Source organism: Vibrio phycocola, assembly GCF_053850235.1.
This window is the reverse complement of record NZ_JBSQDJ010000017.1, coordinates 22,382-39,281: the sequence shown is the minus strand read 5'-3', so window position 1 is coordinate 39,281 and position 16,900 is coordinate 22,382. Positions and strand designations below refer to the sequence as shown.

At 41.9% G+C, this 16,900-nt stretch carries 15 protein-coding genes; 4 read left to right on the top strand and 11 right to left on the bottom strand.

Going from position 1 to position 16,900, the window contains the following annotated elements; translation table 11 throughout:
* Positions 1-74: 74 nt before the first annotated feature.
* Positions 75-545 (top strand): zinc ribbon-containing protein, encoded by a 471-nt coding sequence (locus ACWU4D_RS16890; RefSeq protein ID WP_456052624.1) that lies wholly within the window; start codon positions 75-77, stop codon positions 543-545.
* On the opposite strand, the gene lnt is transcribed toward ACWU4D_RS16890, so the two are convergent.
* The 5 genes from lnt to miaB form a co-directional block, all read right to left on the bottom strand.
* Positions 535-2,070, bottom strand: coding sequence for an apolipoprotein N-acyltransferase (lnt, locus tag ACWU4D_RS16885; protein WP_456052623.1), 1,536 nt, complete (start codon positions 2,068-2,070; stop codon positions 535-537). The genes ACWU4D_RS16890 and lnt overlap by 11 nt on opposite strands.
* 26 nt (positions 2,071-2,096) lie before the next feature.
* Positions 2,097-2,972, bottom strand: a complete 876-nt coding sequence (corC, locus tag ACWU4D_RS16880) for a CNNM family magnesium/cobalt transport protein CorC (protein ID WP_456052622.1) — start codon at positions 2,970-2,972, stop codon at positions 2,097-2,099.
* A gap of 111 nt (positions 2,973-3,083) precedes the next feature.
* Positions 3,084-3,545, bottom strand: coding sequence for an rRNA maturation RNase YbeY (ybeY, locus tag ACWU4D_RS16875; protein WP_456052621.1), 462 nt, complete (start codon positions 3,543-3,545; stop codon positions 3,084-3,086).
* A 31-nt stretch (positions 3,546-3,576) separates the two neighbouring features.
* The gene (locus ACWU4D_RS16870) at positions 3,577-4,686 is read right to left on the bottom strand and encodes a PhoH family protein (RefSeq protein WP_456052620.1); all 1,110 of its coding nucleotides are present in this window, start codon (positions 4,684-4,686) and stop codon (positions 3,577-3,579) included.
* Positions 4,687-4,757: 71 nt separating this feature from the next.
* Positions 4,758-6,182 carry a tRNA (N6-isopentenyl adenosine(37)-C2)-methylthiotransferase MiaB gene (miaB, locus tag ACWU4D_RS16865; RefSeq protein ID WP_456052619.1) on the bottom strand — a complete coding sequence of 475 codons (1,425 nt, stop codon included), beginning with the start codon at positions 6,180-6,182 and terminating at the stop codon, positions 4,758-4,760.
* Between the two features lie 266 nt (positions 6,183-6,448).
* Between miaB and ACWU4D_RS16860 the strand changes: the two genes are divergently transcribed.
* Positions 6,449-7,600: a 2-octaprenyl-3-methyl-6-methoxy-1,4-benzoquinol hydroxylase gene (locus ACWU4D_RS16860; RefSeq protein ID WP_456052618.1), complete on the top strand. Its 1,152-nt coding sequence runs from the start codon at positions 6,449-6,451 to the stop codon at positions 7,598-7,600.
* Between the two features lie 75 nt (positions 7,601-7,675).
* On the opposite strand, the gene crr is transcribed toward ACWU4D_RS16860, so the two are convergent.
* From crr to cysZ, 5 genes are all read right to left on the bottom strand, one after another.
* Positions 7,676-8,185, bottom strand: coding sequence for a PTS glucose transporter subunit IIA (crr, locus tag ACWU4D_RS16855; protein WP_456052617.1), 510 nt, complete (start codon positions 8,183-8,185; stop codon positions 7,676-7,678).
* 103 nt (positions 8,186-8,288) lie between these two features.
* On the bottom strand, positions 8,289-10,013 hold the full coding sequence (gene ptsI, locus ACWU4D_RS16850; protein WP_456052616.1) for a phosphoenolpyruvate-protein phosphotransferase PtsI: 1,725 nt from the start codon (positions 10,011-10,013) through the stop codon (positions 8,289-8,291).
* A gap of 126 nt (positions 10,014-10,139) precedes the next feature.
* Positions 10,140-10,397 carry an HPr family phosphocarrier protein gene (locus ACWU4D_RS16845; protein WP_456052615.1) on the bottom strand — a complete coding sequence of 86 codons (258 nt, stop codon included), beginning with the start codon at positions 10,395-10,397 and terminating at the stop codon, positions 10,140-10,142.
* Positions 10,398-10,685: 288 nt separating this feature from the next.
* Positions 10,686-11,654, bottom strand: coding sequence for a cysteine synthase A (gene cysK / locus ACWU4D_RS16840; RefSeq protein ID WP_456052614.1), 969 nt, complete (start codon positions 11,652-11,654; stop codon positions 10,686-10,688).
* Positions 11,655-11,816: 162 nt separating this feature from the next.
* On the bottom strand, positions 11,817-12,560 hold the full coding sequence (gene cysZ / locus ACWU4D_RS16835; protein WP_456052613.1) for a sulfate transporter CysZ: 744 nt from the start codon (positions 12,558-12,560) through the stop codon (positions 11,817-11,819).
* Between the two features lie 236 nt (positions 12,561-12,796).
* Between cysZ and zipA the strand changes: the two genes are divergently transcribed.
* Both zipA and ACWU4D_RS16825 read left to right on the top strand, forming a co-directional pair.
* The gene (zipA, locus tag ACWU4D_RS16830; RefSeq protein ID WP_456052612.1) at positions 12,797-13,681 is read left to right on the top strand and encodes a cell division protein ZipA; all 885 of its coding nucleotides are present in this window, start codon (positions 12,797-12,799) and stop codon (positions 13,679-13,681) included.
* Between the two features lie 148 nt (positions 13,682-13,829).
* Positions 13,830-15,773: a BRCT domain-containing protein gene (locus ACWU4D_RS16825; RefSeq protein ID WP_456052611.1), complete on the top strand. Its 1,944-nt coding sequence runs from the start codon at positions 13,830-13,832 to the stop codon at positions 15,771-15,773.
* A gap of 96 nt (positions 15,774-15,869) precedes the next feature.
* On the opposite strand, the gene ACWU4D_RS16820 is transcribed toward ACWU4D_RS16825, so the two are convergent.
* Positions 15,870-16,724, bottom strand: coding sequence for a co-chaperone YbbN (locus ACWU4D_RS16820; RefSeq protein WP_456052610.1), 855 nt, complete (start codon positions 16,722-16,724; stop codon positions 15,870-15,872).
* Between the last annotated feature and the right edge of the window lie 176 nt (positions 16,725-16,900).

Here is a 16,900-nt window from a genome sequence, read left to right as displayed (position 1 = left end):
ACTTTTAGATCGACATAGAATACCTAAAGCAGCAGTGCACAACAATAGCCAATCTGGTTTGATGGAGGTAAGTTATGCCAAAACGCAGCGCAGGATACGTTTCTTTGCTTGAAACGGTGATCAATAAACTCAAAATCAACCAAGAAGACCTCGAAGACGTGGTTCAAACGTCAGAAAAGGTTGCCCATGCCGCATCTGATATGACGAAAGATGAACTTTCTTTAATTTCGGCTTATGTCCAGGCGGATTTAAATGAGTTTGCTCAGAGTTATGAAGAAAGTAAAAGTGGGCCGTTTTATTTGATGATTGAAAATTCTATCTGGCAAGGGTTAGCAGAAATTTCGGATAAAACTTTTATTGAGCAAACAGAGTTTTTTCATGAACTCGAAACCCAAGGCACTTATCAGACTGGCGATATCATCGGATTAGGTACGTTGGGTTGTGAGAAGTGTGGTCATCGTGTTGAGTACAATCATCCCACCGCGGTGAGTGATTGTACTGAGTGTGGTAATCATCACTTTCGTCGACTGCCTATCAAGCCTTAGTAGAGCTTGATTTATCTCGTGTGGTTAAACGTGCGAGTATCAATGCAGACAATAGGATCATATAGATGGGCCAACTTCCATATTTAACGTATGGGGTTAGGCCTTGATATGAGCTAATGGTCTTTTTCAATACAGCCACTTCAAACTGAGGGATTTGTTCGATGATTTTTCCTTTTGGATCTGTTATCGCAGTCACTCCAGTATTGGTTGCACGTACTAATGGGCGACCTAATTCGAGAGCTCGCATTCTCGCGATCTCCATATGTTGCAGTGGTCCAACTGAGTCACCAAACCATGCGTCATTGGATAGGGTTAAAATAAAGTCGGTTTGAGTCGTAAAATTATCTCGAAGTTGCTCACCAAAAATGATTTCATAACACAATGCTGCGATAAAATAGCGTTGATTAGCGAAGATATTCTTTTGAATATAGTCACCACGCGAAAACGCTGAGTTTGGCAAATTAAAGATCGGAGCAATAGGGCGAAGCCACTCTTCGAATGGAACAAATTCACCAAACGGCAGTAAGTGATGTTTGTGGTAAAGAGCATCGATGTCATGCTGATACTCACCGCGACCATTTTCCCCAAGCACGAGAATACTGTTATAAAATGTTTGAGCATCAAGTTGATTTAATACTCCAGTCATAATCGCGATATTTTCTTCTTTGCCAAATCGATCAATGATTTCGAAAAAATGGGGTAGTTCAGATTCAAATGCCGGGATAGCCGCTTCGGGCCAAATGATGATATCAGCATCGATATTTTGTTCGGTAAGTTGCGTGTACTTCTCTATTGTCGGCCAGCGTTGCGAAGGTAGCCACTTTATTTCTTGGTCGATATTTCCTTGAATAAGGGCAATCGTTGTATCGGTTCCCTTTTTCAAGGTGACCCATGGAATATTATTGAGTGAGTAGGCGACGATAAATATGGATACGATCGGTAGCAGTGCGATGAGTTTTCGTTGTTGCCAGTAGTAAACGAGTGAGCCAGCGGCCAATGCAACAATCATGTTTATTAATTCAACACCGCCGACAGGAGCATAACTGGCTAAAGGAGAGTCGATTTGACTGTATCCAAGCCATAACCAAGGAAACCCTGTAAATAACCAGCCACGTAACCCCTCAATGCCTAACCAAAATGCGGGGACGGCAATAAGAAATCGATAGGTTGGTTTTTGTTGCCAACAGCCTTGTACCAGCACAGAAAATAACGCTGGAAATAATGCCAAATACGCAGATAGAAAAAATAACAGAATCACACTGACAATTGGTGGGACGCCACCAAAGGTATCGATACTGACATGAACCCAGCTTAACCCTAAGCCAAATAACCCAAGCCCCCAAAGCCAGCCAACAGAAAAAGCACTTTTCCATGACAATTGTTGAGTTGATAGATTTATGAGAAATGCTAGAGAAAGAATGGCAACTGGCCAAATAGAATAGGGAGCAAAAGCGAGAGAAGTTGCTGCACCAACAAATAAGGTTACGCCGGAGCGTAACCAAATAGAGGTTGTAAATTTAACCATTGATATGTGTTCCAAATACCAAAACGTTATGGAGAGTCAGGCTCAGATGATGAGTCATCATCGGGAATGGTGACCTGTAATTGGACAATTCTGCGGTTATCAGAGTTGGTTACTTTGAACTGGAATTCGCCAACGGATACCAACTCACCACGTTCAGGTAGATGACCGAATGCTGTCATTACTAACCCGCCAACGGTATCGATTTCATCATCACTGTACTGAGTGCCAAACGTTTCGTTAAAGTCTTCGATGGTGGTTAAACCACTTAAAGAGAAAGTATGCTTGCTTAACTGACGGATATATCTTTCATCTTCTTCGTCGGTTTCATCTTCGATATCACCGACGATTTCTTCGAGGATATCTTCGATGGTGACAACCCCAGATACTCCGCCAAATTCATCAACAACAATCGCCATGTGGTAGCGCTCTTCTTGAAACTCTTTCAATAAGCGATCGACGCGCTTACTTTCTGGAACGACAACAGCAGGACGAGTCACTTCGGTGATAGTAAACGGTGCGCTTTGAGAGCCTAGATATTTCAGGAGGTCTTTGGCTAGTAGAATACCTTCGACATGATCTTTGTCTTCACTGACGATAGGGTATCGGGAATGTTGTGCATCGGAAATAAGCGTTACGATTTGATCGAGAGAGTCGGTGATATCGACAGTCACCATTTGAGAGCGAGGAATCATAATATCTCTGACTCTCATATCGGCGATTTGAATGACGCCTTCGAGCATATCCCGCGTGTCGTGATCGATTAAATCGTTGACCTCTGAACCCCGGATAACCTCGACGAGATCGTCTTTATCCTTGGGATCACCTTGAAAGATTTGTCCTATACGGTCTAAAAATGTCTTTCGACTGGGACCGTCTGCGCTTTGCGAATTGTCTTCGTTCATTTTATCTCTGTTTACTTAGGCTATCAGATGTGTGATAGCACACATGATAATGATTAAAAATTAGCTGTATTAACAGCGATTTTTTTATCATTAAAGTTATGTATTTTCCTACTACTTTTCTAGTATATAAGGGTCGTTATACCCAATATCAAGCATGATTTCAGCTTCCAGAGCTTCCATCTCTTCGGCTTCATCATCGTCAATATGATCATAACCTAGCAGATGCAAACAGCCATGTACAACCATATGAGCCCAATGTGCTATTGGCGTCTTATTCTGTTCTTTTGCTTCCCGTTCAACTACTGGGCAACAAATGACTAAATCACCCAATAGAGCTAATTCGACTTCTGGCGGAGCCTCAAAGGGAAAAGAGAGCACATTTGTTGGCTTGTTTTTGTGACGATATTGTGAGTTAAGTTGTTGGCTCTCTTGTTCGTCGACAAGCCGTACAGTAAGTTCGGCTTCAGCTTGAAATGGGGTAATGATCTTATCTACCCACTCTTGAATCTGATGGTGAGAAGGCAAATTTTCTGAATGTTCTGTCGCGATCTGTAGATCAAGTTCAATGGCCATTTTCTATCAATTCCAAGCGTGAGTTTAACCGCTAATTCGAGTCTGTTTGTGGAGCCGTGGTCACGGCAAGTGCAGCGCGCGTTAATGCTTCGGCTTGTTGAGTTTCACGTTCTTCACGTCGTTTCCGGTCGATTTCTTTGCGCTCTTTTTGATCTTTAGCTTCCCATTTTTCATAGGCGTTGACGATTCGAGCGACCACTGGGTGTCTTACCACATCTTCAGCAATAAAGAAGTTGAAGCTGATATCATCGACGTCACTAAGGACTTCCACTGCATGACGTAAGCCAGATTTGGCTCCGCGTGGTAAATCGATCTGAGTGACATCTCCAGTGATAACCGCTCTAGAATTGAAGCCAATACGAGTAAGGAACATTTTCATCTGTTCTACCGTGGTGTTTTGGCTTTCATCGAGGATAATAAAGGCGTCGTTTAACGTTCTCCCACGCATATAAGCTAACGGAGCAACTTCGATAACATTGCGTTCGATGAGCTTCTCAACACGTTCAAAGCCAAGCATTTCAAATAATGCATCGTAAAGTGGGCGTAAATATGGGTCGACTTTCTGACTCAGGTCACCAGGGAGAAAACCAAGCTTTTCGCCGGCTTCGACCGCTGGGCGTGTAAGTAGAATACGACGGATTTCTTGACGTTCAAGTGCGTCAACCGCTGCTGCTACCGCGAGGTAAGTTTTACCTGTACCGGCAGGACCAATACCGAACGTGATGTCGTGCGTCACCATATTCATTAGGTATTGCGCTTGATTTGGCGTGCGAGGTTTTATTACCCCTTTCTTTGTCTTAATGGTGACTTCTTTACCATAGACAATCGACGCTTCAGTCGTGTCTTGCTCAAGTACACCCGATTCCTTGACGGCTAAGTGAACTTGTTCGGGTTCGAGGTCTGGAGTATTACCACGAATAGGAGCTGTATTAACATAAAGAGTGCGCAAAATATCGATTGCGGCCGAGGCAGCATGAGGCTTACCAACAACAGTAAAGTGCTCACTGCGGTGATTTATTTCAACCCCTAATCGGCGCTCTAAATGTTTGATATTATCATCGAATGGACCACAAAGACTGGCAAGGCGGCGGTTATCAGAAGGTTCTAAGTCGATCTCTAATGTTACTATTTTCGTACTCAATGTTGCCTCTCAATTCTGTCATAACGCAGTGCCCGATTGCGACCGGGCACTTTGTGACTTGTTATCCGAGATTATGGGGTAAACGTTGCTACTCCAAGCTCATCTTCTTTACGGGTCTTTTCTATCATTGCGGATGGTGATACCGCAATACGCAGGTTCATTTCGCTTTCGGTTCTGACTAACTCACCACGAAGTGAATTTGCAAAGACATCAACAATGTTAACATCAACGAATTGACCAATCAGGTCAGCAGAGCCTTCAAAGTTCACGACACGGTTGTTCTCGGTACGTCCGCGAAGTTCCATCAAGTTCTTTTTCGATGGGCCTTCGACAATAATGCGTTGTTCTGTCCCAAGCATTAGACGTGAATAGCGCATTGCTTGAGTATTGATCGTTTGTTGCAGTTCATACAAACGTTCTTTTTTCGTTTCTTCAGAGAGATCGCATGGGTAATCCGCTGCCGGAGTGCCTGGGCGTGGTGAAAAGATAAAGCTAAAGCTCATATCGAAATCCACATCACGGATTAATTTCATCGTATCTGCGAAATCTTGATCGCTTTCACCTGGGAAGCCTACGATAAAGTCGGAACTAATTTGAATATCAGGGCGAGCTTTACGCAGCTTACGAATAATAGATTTATACTCGATGGCGGTGTGCGGTCGCTTCATCATGGTTAAAATACGATCGGAGCCACTTTGAACAGGCAAGTGCAAAAAGCTCACTAACTCTGGGGTGTCTTCATACACAGCAACGATATCATCGGTAAACTCTAATGGATGACTGGTGGTAAAGCGAAGGCGGTCAATACCATCAATAGAGGCGACAAGTCTTAGTAATTCGGCGAATGAACAGATATCACCGTCATGTGTTAGGCCTCGGTAGGCATTCACGTTTTGGCCTAATAGGTTGACCTCACGTACGCCTTGCTCAGCAAGTTGTGCTACTTCAAATAGAACGTCATCCATTGGGCGACTGACTTCTTCGCCTCGAGTATAAGGCACGACACAGTAAGTACAATATTTTGAGCATCCTTCCATGATAGAGACGAATGCGGTTGCACCTTCTGCTTTGGGTTCAGGCAGGTTATCGAACTTCTCTATCTCTGGGAATGAAATATCCATCACCGGTGCATGATCATCATGAGAGCGTTTAATCATTTCAGGCAAACGGTGCAGCGTTTGAGGGCCAAAAATAACATCGACAAATGAAGCTCGTTCACGAATATGGTCACCTTCTTGAGTGGCAACGCAGCCGCCGACACCGATAACAACGCCCGGTTTTTTATCTTTTAAGGTTTTCCAACGGCCAAGCTGATGAAAGACTTTTTCTTGCGCTTTTTCACGAATAGAACAGGTATTCAGTAGTAGTACATCTGCTTCCTCAGGCACTTCTGTTAACTCATAGCCATTTGTTGCATTGAGTAGGTCGGCCATTTTCGATGAATCGTATTCGTTCATCTGACAGCCCCAAGTTTTAATTAGCAGTTTCTTACTCATTTCTTTCGCTCGTATTATCAATTTTTGGTGTCATTGACCCATTCGGGTAAATACTGGTTGGTTATCCGATTTCGTGGTAGCCGCGTATTGTACTGCTTTAAAAAGTCACTGACTAGTCAATCTCAACAATCAATTTAAACCAAGGTTATATAGCGAGAGAAGCCTTATTTTAAGTAGTGATATAATCGAAATAGATTCGCAATCTGATATGAAGATCGTACAATTAAAAATCAGAATACAAAATCAAATAGTTAGCGATGATGACGATGAAAAAAGTGGAACTAGCCGTAGTCGGTGGTGGAATGGTTGGTGCAGCAACCGCGTTGGGTTTAGCTCAGCAGGGTAGAGAGGTCGTGCTGATTGAACAAACGCCACCGTGTGCTTTTGACGCTGAGCAACCTATGGATCTTAGAGTGTCGGCAATATCGATGGCTTCGGTTGAGTTTCTGCAGCAGCTAGGAGTGTGGCCTGCGATTGAGAAGATGAGAATATGTCCGTATAAGGGCTTGGAAACGTGGGAACATGAAAATTGTAAGACATCGTTTTTCGCAGAAGAAATAGCACTTGATCAATTGGGGTATATGGTAGAAAACCGCGTTATACAGCTAGGCTTGTGGCAACAGTTTTCACTTTATCCAAACCTAACCGTGTTGTGTCCAGATGAGATCAATTCGATCGAGTTTGCTGATAATTCCATTTTGCATCTGTCGTCTGGGGAAAAGGTTGCGACTGATTGGGTGGTTGGCGCTGATGGGGCCAATTCTAAAGTGCGCACATTTGCTAATATCGGAGTCACTGCGTGGGATTATCGTCATCACTGCATGTTGATTAATGTTAAGACTACGCTAGTGCAAGAAGACGTTACTTGGCAGCAGTTTTTTCCTTCAGGACCGAGATCGTATTTACCAATGGGTGGACATCAAGCTTCATTGGTATGGTATGACTCACCACAACGTATTCGCCAGCTATCGGCAATGAACTCAGTTCAGTTAAAAGAAGAAATAGAAAGGCATTTTCCTAATCAATTAGGGGAGGTTGAAGTGAGCGATCATGGTTCATTCCCATTGGTTCGTCGTCATGCGCAACGTTATGTTTCTAAACATTGTGTTCTTGTTGGTGATGCTGCACATACGATAAATCCATTGGCTGGCCAGGGCGTAAATTTGGGATTTAAAGATGTCAGGGAGTTATTGAAACAAACCAGCGAAAGTTCGATGTTAACTGAGCAAATGTTTATGCAGTACCAGAAAAATAGAAAGATTGATAATTTAGCGATGCAAAGTGGGATGGATGTTTTTTACAAACTGTTTAGCAATGACATCATGCCGTTGAAATTGATGCGTAATATTGCTCTGAAAACAGCCCAGCATGCAGGACCTTTAAAAAAGCGAGCGCTTCGCTATGCATTGGGTTACTAGGATCGTTGTTGGTTTCGTTGAATCATAAAAAAACGCCGCTTAGCGGCGTTTTTTTAGACCTAACAAAATATGCGATTATTTCGTTACACGTAAAACTGGCGTTTCTCCAACCACGGCCGCACCAGAAAGTTTATTCAACTCTTTGATTTCATCCATGTTCGAGATAACGACAGGTGTTAAAGTCGATTTCGCATTTTCAAGTAGATAAGCCAAATCAAACTCAAGCACTGTATCGCCTGCTTTAACGGATTGACCTTCTTCAGCGATACGAGTAAACCCTTCGCCTTTAAGTTCTACAGTATCAATACCGAAGTGGACAAAAAGCTCTACACCTTCATCTGATTCAATAGAAAATGCGTGGTTTGTTTCAAAAATCTTACCAATGGTACCATTAACTGGCGCGACAATTTTGTCGCCATTTGGTTTAATCGCAATACCATCACCAACGATTTTCTCTGCGAAAACAACGTCTGGCACGTCTTCAATATTTACAATGTCACCTGAAAGAGGGGCGATTATTTCGATTGCTCCAACTTCTGTTCGGTCATCGGACACTAATTTTTTTAGTTTATCAAACAGACCCATGTGCTGTGCTCCTAGGATTTAATCATTCAATTTTCGGTATAATATACCAAGCATAGACATTAGACGACATATTTGTCATCTAATGTCTATTAGAATGAAGCGATTACTGAGTTTTTTCTGCGATAAATTTATCAACACAAGCTTGAATTTCTTCTGCCGTTGGTAAAGAAAGTGCTTCTTCCGCCATTGCTTTAACTTCTGCAAAGTTAGAGTTACGGATTGTTTTCTTAACGACAGGAATAGAAATACCACTCATAGAGAATTCATCTAAACCCATACCTAGTAATAAAAGAGTCGCTCTTTCATCGCCCGCAAGCTCACCACACATGCCTGTCCACTTGCCTTCAGCATGAGATGCATCAATCACTTGCTTAATCACAGTTAATACAGCAGGAGATAGTGGGTTGTAAAGGTGTGAGATCATCTCGTTACCACGGTCAACCGCCAATGTATATTGGGTCAGGTCGTTAGTTCCGATTGAGAAGAACTCAACTTCTTTAGCAAGGTGATGGGCAATTGCAGCAGCTGCTGGAGTTTCAACCATCACACCGACTTCGATGTTTTTGTCGAAAGCATAGCCTTCTGATTGAAGCTCTACTTTGTACTCTTCAAGTGCAGCTTTTAGCTCACGAATTTCTTCAACTGAGATAATCATTGGGAACATGATACGAAGTTTACCGTGCGCTGATGCACGCAGAATACCGCGTAATTGTGCACGAAGGATATCGCGACGATCTAAGCTGATGCGAATCGCACGCCAGCCAAGAAATGGGTTCATCTCTTGTGGAAGATCCATATACGGAAGGTCTTTATCTCCACCGATATCCATGGTACGAATAATCACGGATTCGCCATGCATTGATTCCGCAACTTCTTTATATGCTTCGTACTGCTCTTGCTCAGTTGGTAAAGCCGTTCGATCCATGAAAAGAAACTCAGTGCGGTATAGACCAACACCTTCACCACCGTTGCGTAAAATACCATCACAGTCTTTAACTGTACCAATATTTCCGCATACTTCGACACGATGTCCATCAAGCGTTTCTGCTGGTAGATCTTTTAGTTTTGCCAGTTCTGCTTTTTCTGCAAGAACATCTTCTTTAATTTTTTTCGCTTCTTCAATTTCAGCATCAGAAGGGTTAATGATGATTTTATTGTTGATCGCGTCAACAACTAACATATCACCATGTTTTACCTTTTGAGTGATGTCATTAGTACCAACAATCGCTGGAAGTTCAAGAGAACGAGCCATGATTGAGGTGTGCGATGTACGACCACCAATGTCAGTAATAAAACCTAAAACGTAATTTAAATTGATTTGTGCGGTTTCTGACGGAGTTAAATCGTAAGCGACTAGAATGACTTCTTCGTTAATGGCTGCAAGATTAACGATAGTAATACCAAGAGCATTTTTTACGAAACGAGCGCCGATATCACGAACATCAGTTGCTCGTTCTTTTAAGTACTCATCATCTAACGACTCAAGCGCAACAGCTTGTTCTTCGATAACAGTATGAATAGCGTTATCGGCATAAAGTTTGTCGTTCTTGATAAGAGCTAAGATTTCTTCTTCTAGCTCTTCATCTTCAAGCAACATTATGTGACCTTCAAAGATGGCTTCTTTTTCTTCACCGAAGGTTTCTAACGCTTTTTGCTTGATGAGTTCAAGTTGCTCTTTTGATTTATTACGTGCGGTGTAGAAAGCTTCAACTTGCGCTTCTACTTGGTCATCGGAAATGGTGTTGGTGTTTAGGACAATTTCATCTTCTTGAAGTAGTAGTGCTTTACCGATAGCAATACCAGGAGATGCTAGGATACCTGAAATCATAGCTTTACCTTAAACTGGTTAACATTAGACGGGATTGAAAATAGCTGCGAAATAAAAATGTGTTGGATAGACATGAGTAAATACCAACAGAGCCGTTGCTTAATAACGGCTCTGTTGAAAGTATGATTACTCTAGGTGATCCATTAGGGCAACTAGATGATCAACCGCTTGTTTTTCTTGAGCGCCAGTTGCAGAGATAGTTACTTCAGTTCCTTTAACTAGTCCAAGAGTTTGAAGTTTGAACAGGCTTTTAGCACTTGCACTTTTACCGTTTGAAGTAACAGTAATATCGGCATCGAAAGTTTTCGCTTCTTTAACGAATTGTGCAGCAGGTCGAGTGTGTAAACCGTTTTCAGCAGTGATTTTTACTTGCTTCTCGTACATGTTGTATACCCCAATTTAATATATTATTTTAGTTTCGTTATAGAGGTCGTCGTAGCTTAACAATTTTCAACAATTAGCATGTGCTGTTTGCTGAGTCTTCGTTGCTGACAATCGACTCCTCTCTAATAAGTTAACATCAGTGATGATGACAACTTCATAACTCTAGGTTTGATCTTTATTTTGAAGCTTAAAATAAAGTAAGCCCGATATTACCAAAGGTGGCGCTAGGATCAACAAAAAAGCCCCTATAAGGGGCTTTTTTATGCGAAAATTTGATTTCACTACATATTATTGTTGGTTCTCTTTTTCAGAGAATATACCTGCAAACAGTGCTGTACTTAGGTAACGTTCACCTGAACTAGGAAGAATAACAACGATAGTTTTATCAGCAAATTCAGGGAGTTCTGCAATTCTATTTGCTGCTACAACGGCTGCACCAGATGATATTCCAGCTAGAATACCTTCTTCTTTCATTAGTCGTTGTGTCATTTCGATCGCATCGTCAGATGATACGGCTTCAACGCGGTCAATCAGTGATAAATCTAAGTTTCCTGGAATAAAGCCCGCTCCAATCCCTTGAATCTTATGCGGTGCTGGTTTGATTTCTTCGCCTGCGATTGCTTGCGCGATCACTGGTGATTCCGTTGGTTCTACCGCTACTGATGTAATTGCTTTACCTTGAGTATTCTTAAGGTAGCGACTTGTACCACTAATGGTTCCGCCTGTTCCGACACCTGCAACTAGAACATCTACTTCGCCATCAGTAGCATCCCAGATTTCAGGTCCCGTTGTTTTTTCGTGAATCTCTGGGTTTGCTGGGTTATTAAATTGTTGAAGCAGCAGGTACTTGCTTGGATCGCTTGCAACGATTTCTTCAGCTTTTGCAATTGCTCCTTTCATGCCTTTAGCAGCTTCTGTTAACTCTAGGTTTGCTCCTAATGCTTTAAGAAGTTTACGACGCTCCAAGCTCATTGACTCAGGCATGGTTAACGTTAATTTGTAACCACGAGCTGCAGCAACGAAAGCAAGTGCAATACCGGTGTTTCCACTGGTTGGTTCAACAAGTTCAATACCTGCTTTTAGTTTGCCAGATTTTTCAGCATCCCAAATCAAATTTGCACCGATACGACATTTTACGCTGAAGCTAGGGTTACGAGCTTCAACTTTAGCCAATACATTGCCTTTACTAACTTTGTTAAGACGAACAAGAGGAGTGTTACCAATTGCAAGTGAGTTATCTTCGTAGATTTTGCTCATAGTTAATATATCCTTGAATTCACGTTTGGGCGTTTCAAACGATGGAAACGTCGTTGTTTGTTAATGTTAATTAAGAATAGAACGTCAGATTGAAACGGAAAAGGATTAAAAAGTTATAACATATAGGGAGTAACGATAGTGGTTATCGTTACTCCAATATAATTATCGCAGTGATGCTTGGCGAAATTCTGTTACCCACATAGCCGTTGCTCCACAGACAGCGATTGGAAGAACGAACATATTTACAACAGGGACGGTTGTAAATAGGGTAACCATAACCCCAAACCCATAAGCACAGCCTTTTTTCTGCTTTAGTTGGTCTCTCATTGTGATGAAGTCGACCTTATTATTGTCAAAAGGGTAGTCACAATATTGGATAGCAAACATCCACGAGGTAAAAATAAACCATGCAAATGGCCCAACAGTTTGTCCGATTACTGGAATGAATAGGAGTATAAATAGCCCAATCATTTTGGGGATCGTATAAACCAGTTTTCGCCATTCACGTGCCAAAATTCGAGGGATATCTTTAAAAAAAGCCGTAAGACTTTCTTGTTTAGGTTCGATTCCAAGTAACTTTTGTTCTACTTTTTCAGCAAGTAGACCACTAAACGGTGCCGCAATAATATTTGCTAGAGTGCTGAAGTAGTACATGAATATAACAACGATAACCAAAGAAATTAGCGGCCATAATACATAGCTTAACCATGAAAGCATGTCAGGCAACAGACCTATAACACCATCGATCCACCCTCCCATTTGATTAAACAGAAAGGCGAGTGCGCCACCAATTAAAATAAAATTTATTAACAAGGGAAACATAACGTATCGACGAAGCCCCGGAGCCATTGCAAGCTTGGCTCCGTAGAAGAAGTAGCCAAAACCGGAGTGTTTTTCTAAAGTCATGGTAGATTCCTATTTTTTAATACGTAGTTAGGACTAAATTTCCAGTATTCTAACCTAGCTAATTAGAATAATTGTGAAAAAAATTCCTGTTAATTCATAACTTCTCACAATATCCTATTCAAAATCGCCTTTAAAGTTTGTTAAAGTGACCAGATAAGAAAAACTGAGCTATGATAACTAAGCGACACTATGTTAATAGTGGTCGATCTAAGAATTCGAGTAACTGAGAGTTTATAATGCAAGAATTGCGATTCGTACTCATAATTGTAGGTGCACTGGCTATAGCTGCGCTATTGTTTCATGGTCTTTGGACTAGCCGAAAAGATGGAAAGTCAAAATTTGGCAATAAACCTCTAGGTAAGATAGAAAGTGATGATGAGCCGACTTCACCGCCACCCCGTTCTTTTTTTAATACCAAGAAAGATGATGTAGAAGAGAAAAAATCACGTAAAGAACCAGCATTTACGTTTGATGTCCCTGCATCACCCGATGCTGATGATTCATTTACTTCTCGTGAAATTGACCCTTTGATCGATAGTTATGAAAATCATGACGACTTCGCCGATATGTCATCTGAAGAAGCCGAGGCTCGTTTCCAAGAAGCGCTTGCTCAACAGCCTGAACTCACTGAACCTGAAGTCGAAGCACAAACTCCAATTAGTACACCAGAAGTACCCGCTGAACCTGAGCCTGAAGAAGACCCTTTTGAAGTGTTAGTTCTCAATGTTCATTGTGCAACCAGTGAACCGTTTGTCGGCACTAAACTGTTCGATAGCATGAAGCAAAATGGATTGCTCTACGGTGAAATGGATATTTTCCACCGTCACGCCGATTTATCGGGTACAGGAAAGATATTGTTTAGTGTCGCAAACATGATGCAGCCAGGAACATTGAAGCATGATGATCCTAATGAATTTACTACTAAAGGTATTTCATTCTTTATGACGCTCCCTTGTTTTGGTGATTCGGAGCAAAACTTCAAAGTGATGTTGCGTACTGCTCAGCAAATTGCGGATGACATGGGAGGCAATGTTTTAGATGAACGTCGTAATCTAATGACACCAGACCGCCTTGCTCAATACCGACAACAAATCAAAGAGTTTAAAGCCAAGAATGGTTAGAAGTGGTAAAATGAGAGGCTCCTTTGGGGGCCTTTTTTTTGTCGTGGGTAAACGTTATTTAGCGGCAAATTGAAACAATAGCGCAATGATAAATGCCGTACCTCGGCTTTTAAAATCATAAAATACATAAATTGAAATGGTAAATATAATGTCTGAATTTGAGTTTAATGACGCACAGATTTCCTTTATAGAACAGTTAGGAGTAGATGTTGAATTAACAAAACTTGAAGCTGCAATCAGAAGTAATGATGTTGAGAACTTAAGTAATAGTGAGCTTTTGACTTTATTAGAAGTGACGAACGCATTTTATCGTTCAGGAAGCCCAATCTTGAGTGATTCGAATTACGATCAGGCCAGTCGTTTATTTGCGAAAAATAATCCCAACCATCCATTTGTGCTCTCTGTTGAGCCTGAGTCAGTCAATGTTGGAAAGACCGTTGCATTGCCGCAAAAGATGCTTTCAACGGATAAAGCGTATTCAAAGGGCGAAATTCAAAAATGGCTGGATCGAATTTTAAAATCGGCCGAATTATTATCTATTGAGAGTGACACTATTCAGGTTCGAGTAACCCCAAAGCTAGATGGGTACGCGGCATATGATGATGGAGAAAAGCTCTACACGCGAGGCGATGGTGTTAAAGGGCAAGACGTAACTCGTGCATTTGAGCGAGGTCTACAAGTTGCAAATCACGGGCAACGAGGGCTAGGCGCCGGTGAAATCGTTATCAATAAAGATTATTTCGAACATCAGCTGAGTGACCATTTCGAAAATTCGCGCAACATTCAAGCCGCTATTATTGCAGAGAAAAATGTCGATGAACGAGTCTTAAAAGCGATAACCGACGGTGCTTGTGTCTTCTATCCATTTTCATTAATCGATAATTGGACTGGGCATTACCAAACTTTGCTTGATGATTTCGACGTCATTGTCGAACAGATTTGGAATGCGGTTTCTTTTGACGTTGATGGCGTTATTTTAGAAGTCACTGACGAGCGTATCAAAGAGAATATGGGGGCGACTCGCAAGTTTCATCGCTGGCAGATTGCTTTTAAAATCAATGAAGAATCAGCTCAAGTTGAAGTGATAAACGTGATACCACAAACATCTCGGACTGGACGAGTGTCTCCCGTTGCTGAATTGGTGCCGACTAAAATCAGTGGTGCAACCATCAGTCGGGTTACGGTTCACCATTATAATATGGTGAAAACCAATGGTGTTGGTCCTGGGGCAATGGTACAAATTGTACGAAGTGGCCTAGTGATACCGAAGATTGAAAAGGTGATTAAAAGCGTTGAGCCACAACTTCCTGACGCATGTCCAAGTTGCCATTCATCTTTGTTGTGGGAATCGGACCATTTAATTTGTCCAAATAAGAGTGACTGTCCCGCACAGACTGAGAATACTCTGATACATTTCTTTAAAACCTTAGCAAATAATGATGGCTTTGGGCCAAAAGTGATTGAAAAACTGAGCCAATTTGGCGTTAGGCATATTCATGAGATTTATGACTTAACGGTAGAGCAATTCTCGGAGTTCGGCTTTGGTGATAAAACGTCACAAAATCTTTACGATCAGCTTATTGCAAGTCGAGAAATTGAAGTTGAAGATTGGCGTTTTCTATCGGCTTTTGGAGTGAGTCGTTTAGGTGGCGGAAATTGTGAAAAATTGCTTCAAGTCTATTCAATCACTGAGTTATTTGATGTTTCCGCTGAGGCCATCGTCGAAATTGATGGTTTTGCCTTGCTCAGCGCTGAAGCGATTGTTGCAGGGCTTGCGAATATTAGAGATGAGTTTTTCAAGGTCTATGAGCTTGGATTCACCCTCAGTGTGACGGCGAAACAGGCTGACAGTGATACTGCTTCTCCAATCGCGGGCAAAATGATCGTGTTTACGGGTTCAATGCAGCAGGGCTCTCGTGGTGATATGGAAAAACAAGCGAAGTTGCTTGGCGCTAAAGTTGGGAAATCGGTTACTGGAAAAACCAACTATTTAGTCACCGGTGCAAAAGTGGGTGAAACCAAGATCAACGCGGCGCAAGCAAAAGGTGTTGAGGTGTTGACGGAACAAGCTTATCTAAACCTAATTGGTTAGAAATACATCGAGGAAAAATCAAAATGGACGCCCTTTGAGAATGTAATAAAGAGAGCGTCCATTTTTGTGTCTATAAGAAATTAAAAATCGCTTAACTTAGTAAAGCAATGAATAGAGCTGACGACGAAAGCGACTTGCCAGTGGGTTACTTTGACCGAGCGCGTTTAGAATATCCATAAAGACTTTTTTCATTTCACCATCTTGCGCATTGAGATCTTTGCTCAAGAATGTCCATAGTAGCTCGAGAGCATCTTCGTCACGGTTGACACCATGGTATTGACTTGCCAACTCTAAAGCCACTTGTGTGTCGCTTGAATTTGCTGCAAATGTCGCCTCCAATGATGTAATTTCAGGGCTATTCGATGCTTGCTCATGCAGTGTGAGCTTGGCCTGTAATTTGGTGTAGTAGCCGTCCTGGTACTCCATCGTGACCTTTGCTAATAGTGGTTCAACTAAGTCAAATTGTTGGGTTTCTAAATAACAATCCGCTAGTGCTAGTAACACATCACCGCGAGAAGATAGGGGCTCTTGTATCGATGTTAACAAAGGTAATGCTTGTTGGTATTGTTCTTGAGATATTAGCTGTTTAGCCTGCTCAAAGTTACGCTCATCTTGGCTTGGTAGGTGACGTTCGAGTAGGGCATTAATCGCTTCAATTGTTTGTGGCCCGCCAATACCGTCGACCGCTTGTCCTTGTGAAAATAAGGCAAATGTAGGAAGAACTTGGACGCCAAATTGCGCTGCTACCGCTTGTTCTTGTTGACAGTTGAGCAGCGCTAGAGAGAATGCTCCTTGGTACTGCTGGGTGAGCTGTCTTATGGGTTCGATCAACGCGCCACTTTCTGGTTCGGCAGGAGCCCAAAAGTAGACTAATACTGGTGTAGTCATGGATCCTTCAATGACTTCTCGTAAATTATGTTGCGTTATTTCGACTGGGTTTGGCGTTTGCATTTTAATGTCCAACTGTTCATCACTATCAAAGCAAGATATGGGCTAAGCAATCGAAAATCAAGTTAGAGGCATTGGAAAAACGATCTATATTCTCATTAATAATTAATGTTTTATGAGGTGGCAGATTGATTTGCCTTGGTAACTCGTTATTCTTAAGGTTGATGTTAATTGGGCTT

Excerpts from the sequence above, each read along its gene's own strand:
- ACWU4D_RS16820 (WP_456052610.1), bottom strand. The coding sequence starts at position 16,724 with ATGCAAACGCCAAACCCAGTCGAAATAACGCAACATAATTTACGAGAA.
- ACWU4D_RS16825 (WP_456052611.1), top strand. The coding sequence starts at position 13,830 with ATGTCTGAATTTGAGTTTAATGACGCACAGATTTCCTTTATAGAACAG.
- ybeY (WP_456052621.1), bottom strand. The coding sequence starts at position 3,545 with ATGGCCATTGAACTTGATCTACAGATCGCGACAGAACATTCAGAAAAT.
- ACWU4D_RS16845 (WP_456052615.1), bottom strand. The coding sequence starts at position 10,397 with ATGTACGAGAAGCAAGTAAAAATCACTGCTGAAAACGGTTTACACACT.
- miaB (WP_456052619.1), bottom strand. The coding sequence starts at position 6,182 with ATGAGTAAGAAACTGCTAATTAAAACTTGGGGCTGTCAGATGAACGAA.
- ACWU4D_RS16860 (WP_456052618.1), top strand. The coding sequence starts at position 6,449 with ATGAAAAAAGTGGAACTAGCCGTAGTCGGTGGTGGAATGGTTGGTGCA.
- cysZ (WP_456052613.1), bottom strand. The coding sequence starts at position 12,560 with ATGACTTTAGAAAAACACTCCGGTTTTGGCTACTTCTTCTACGGAGCC.
- cysK (WP_456052614.1), bottom strand. The coding sequence starts at position 11,654 with ATGAGCAAAATCTACGAAGATAACTCACTTGCAATTGGTAACACTCCT.
- zipA (WP_456052612.1), top strand. The coding sequence starts at position 12,797 with ATGCAAGAATTGCGATTCGTACTCATAATTGTAGGTGCACTGGCTATA.
- crr (WP_456052617.1), bottom strand. The coding sequence starts at position 8,185 with ATGGGTCTGTTTGATAAACTAAAAAAATTAGTGTCCGATGACCGAACA.
- lnt (WP_456052623.1), bottom strand. The coding sequence starts at position 2,070 with ATGGTTAAATTTACAACCTCTATTTGGTTACGCTCCGGCGTAACCTTA.
- corC (WP_456052622.1), bottom strand. The coding sequence starts at position 2,972 with ATGAACGAAGACAATTCGCAAAGCGCAGACGGTCCCAGTCGAAAGACA.
- ACWU4D_RS16890 (WP_456052624.1), top strand. The coding sequence starts at position 75 with ATGCCAAAACGCAGCGCAGGATACGTTTCTTTGCTTGAAACGGTGATC.
- ptsI (WP_456052616.1), bottom strand. The coding sequence starts at position 10,013 with ATGATTTCAGGTATCCTAGCATCTCCTGGTATTGCTATCGGTAAAGCA.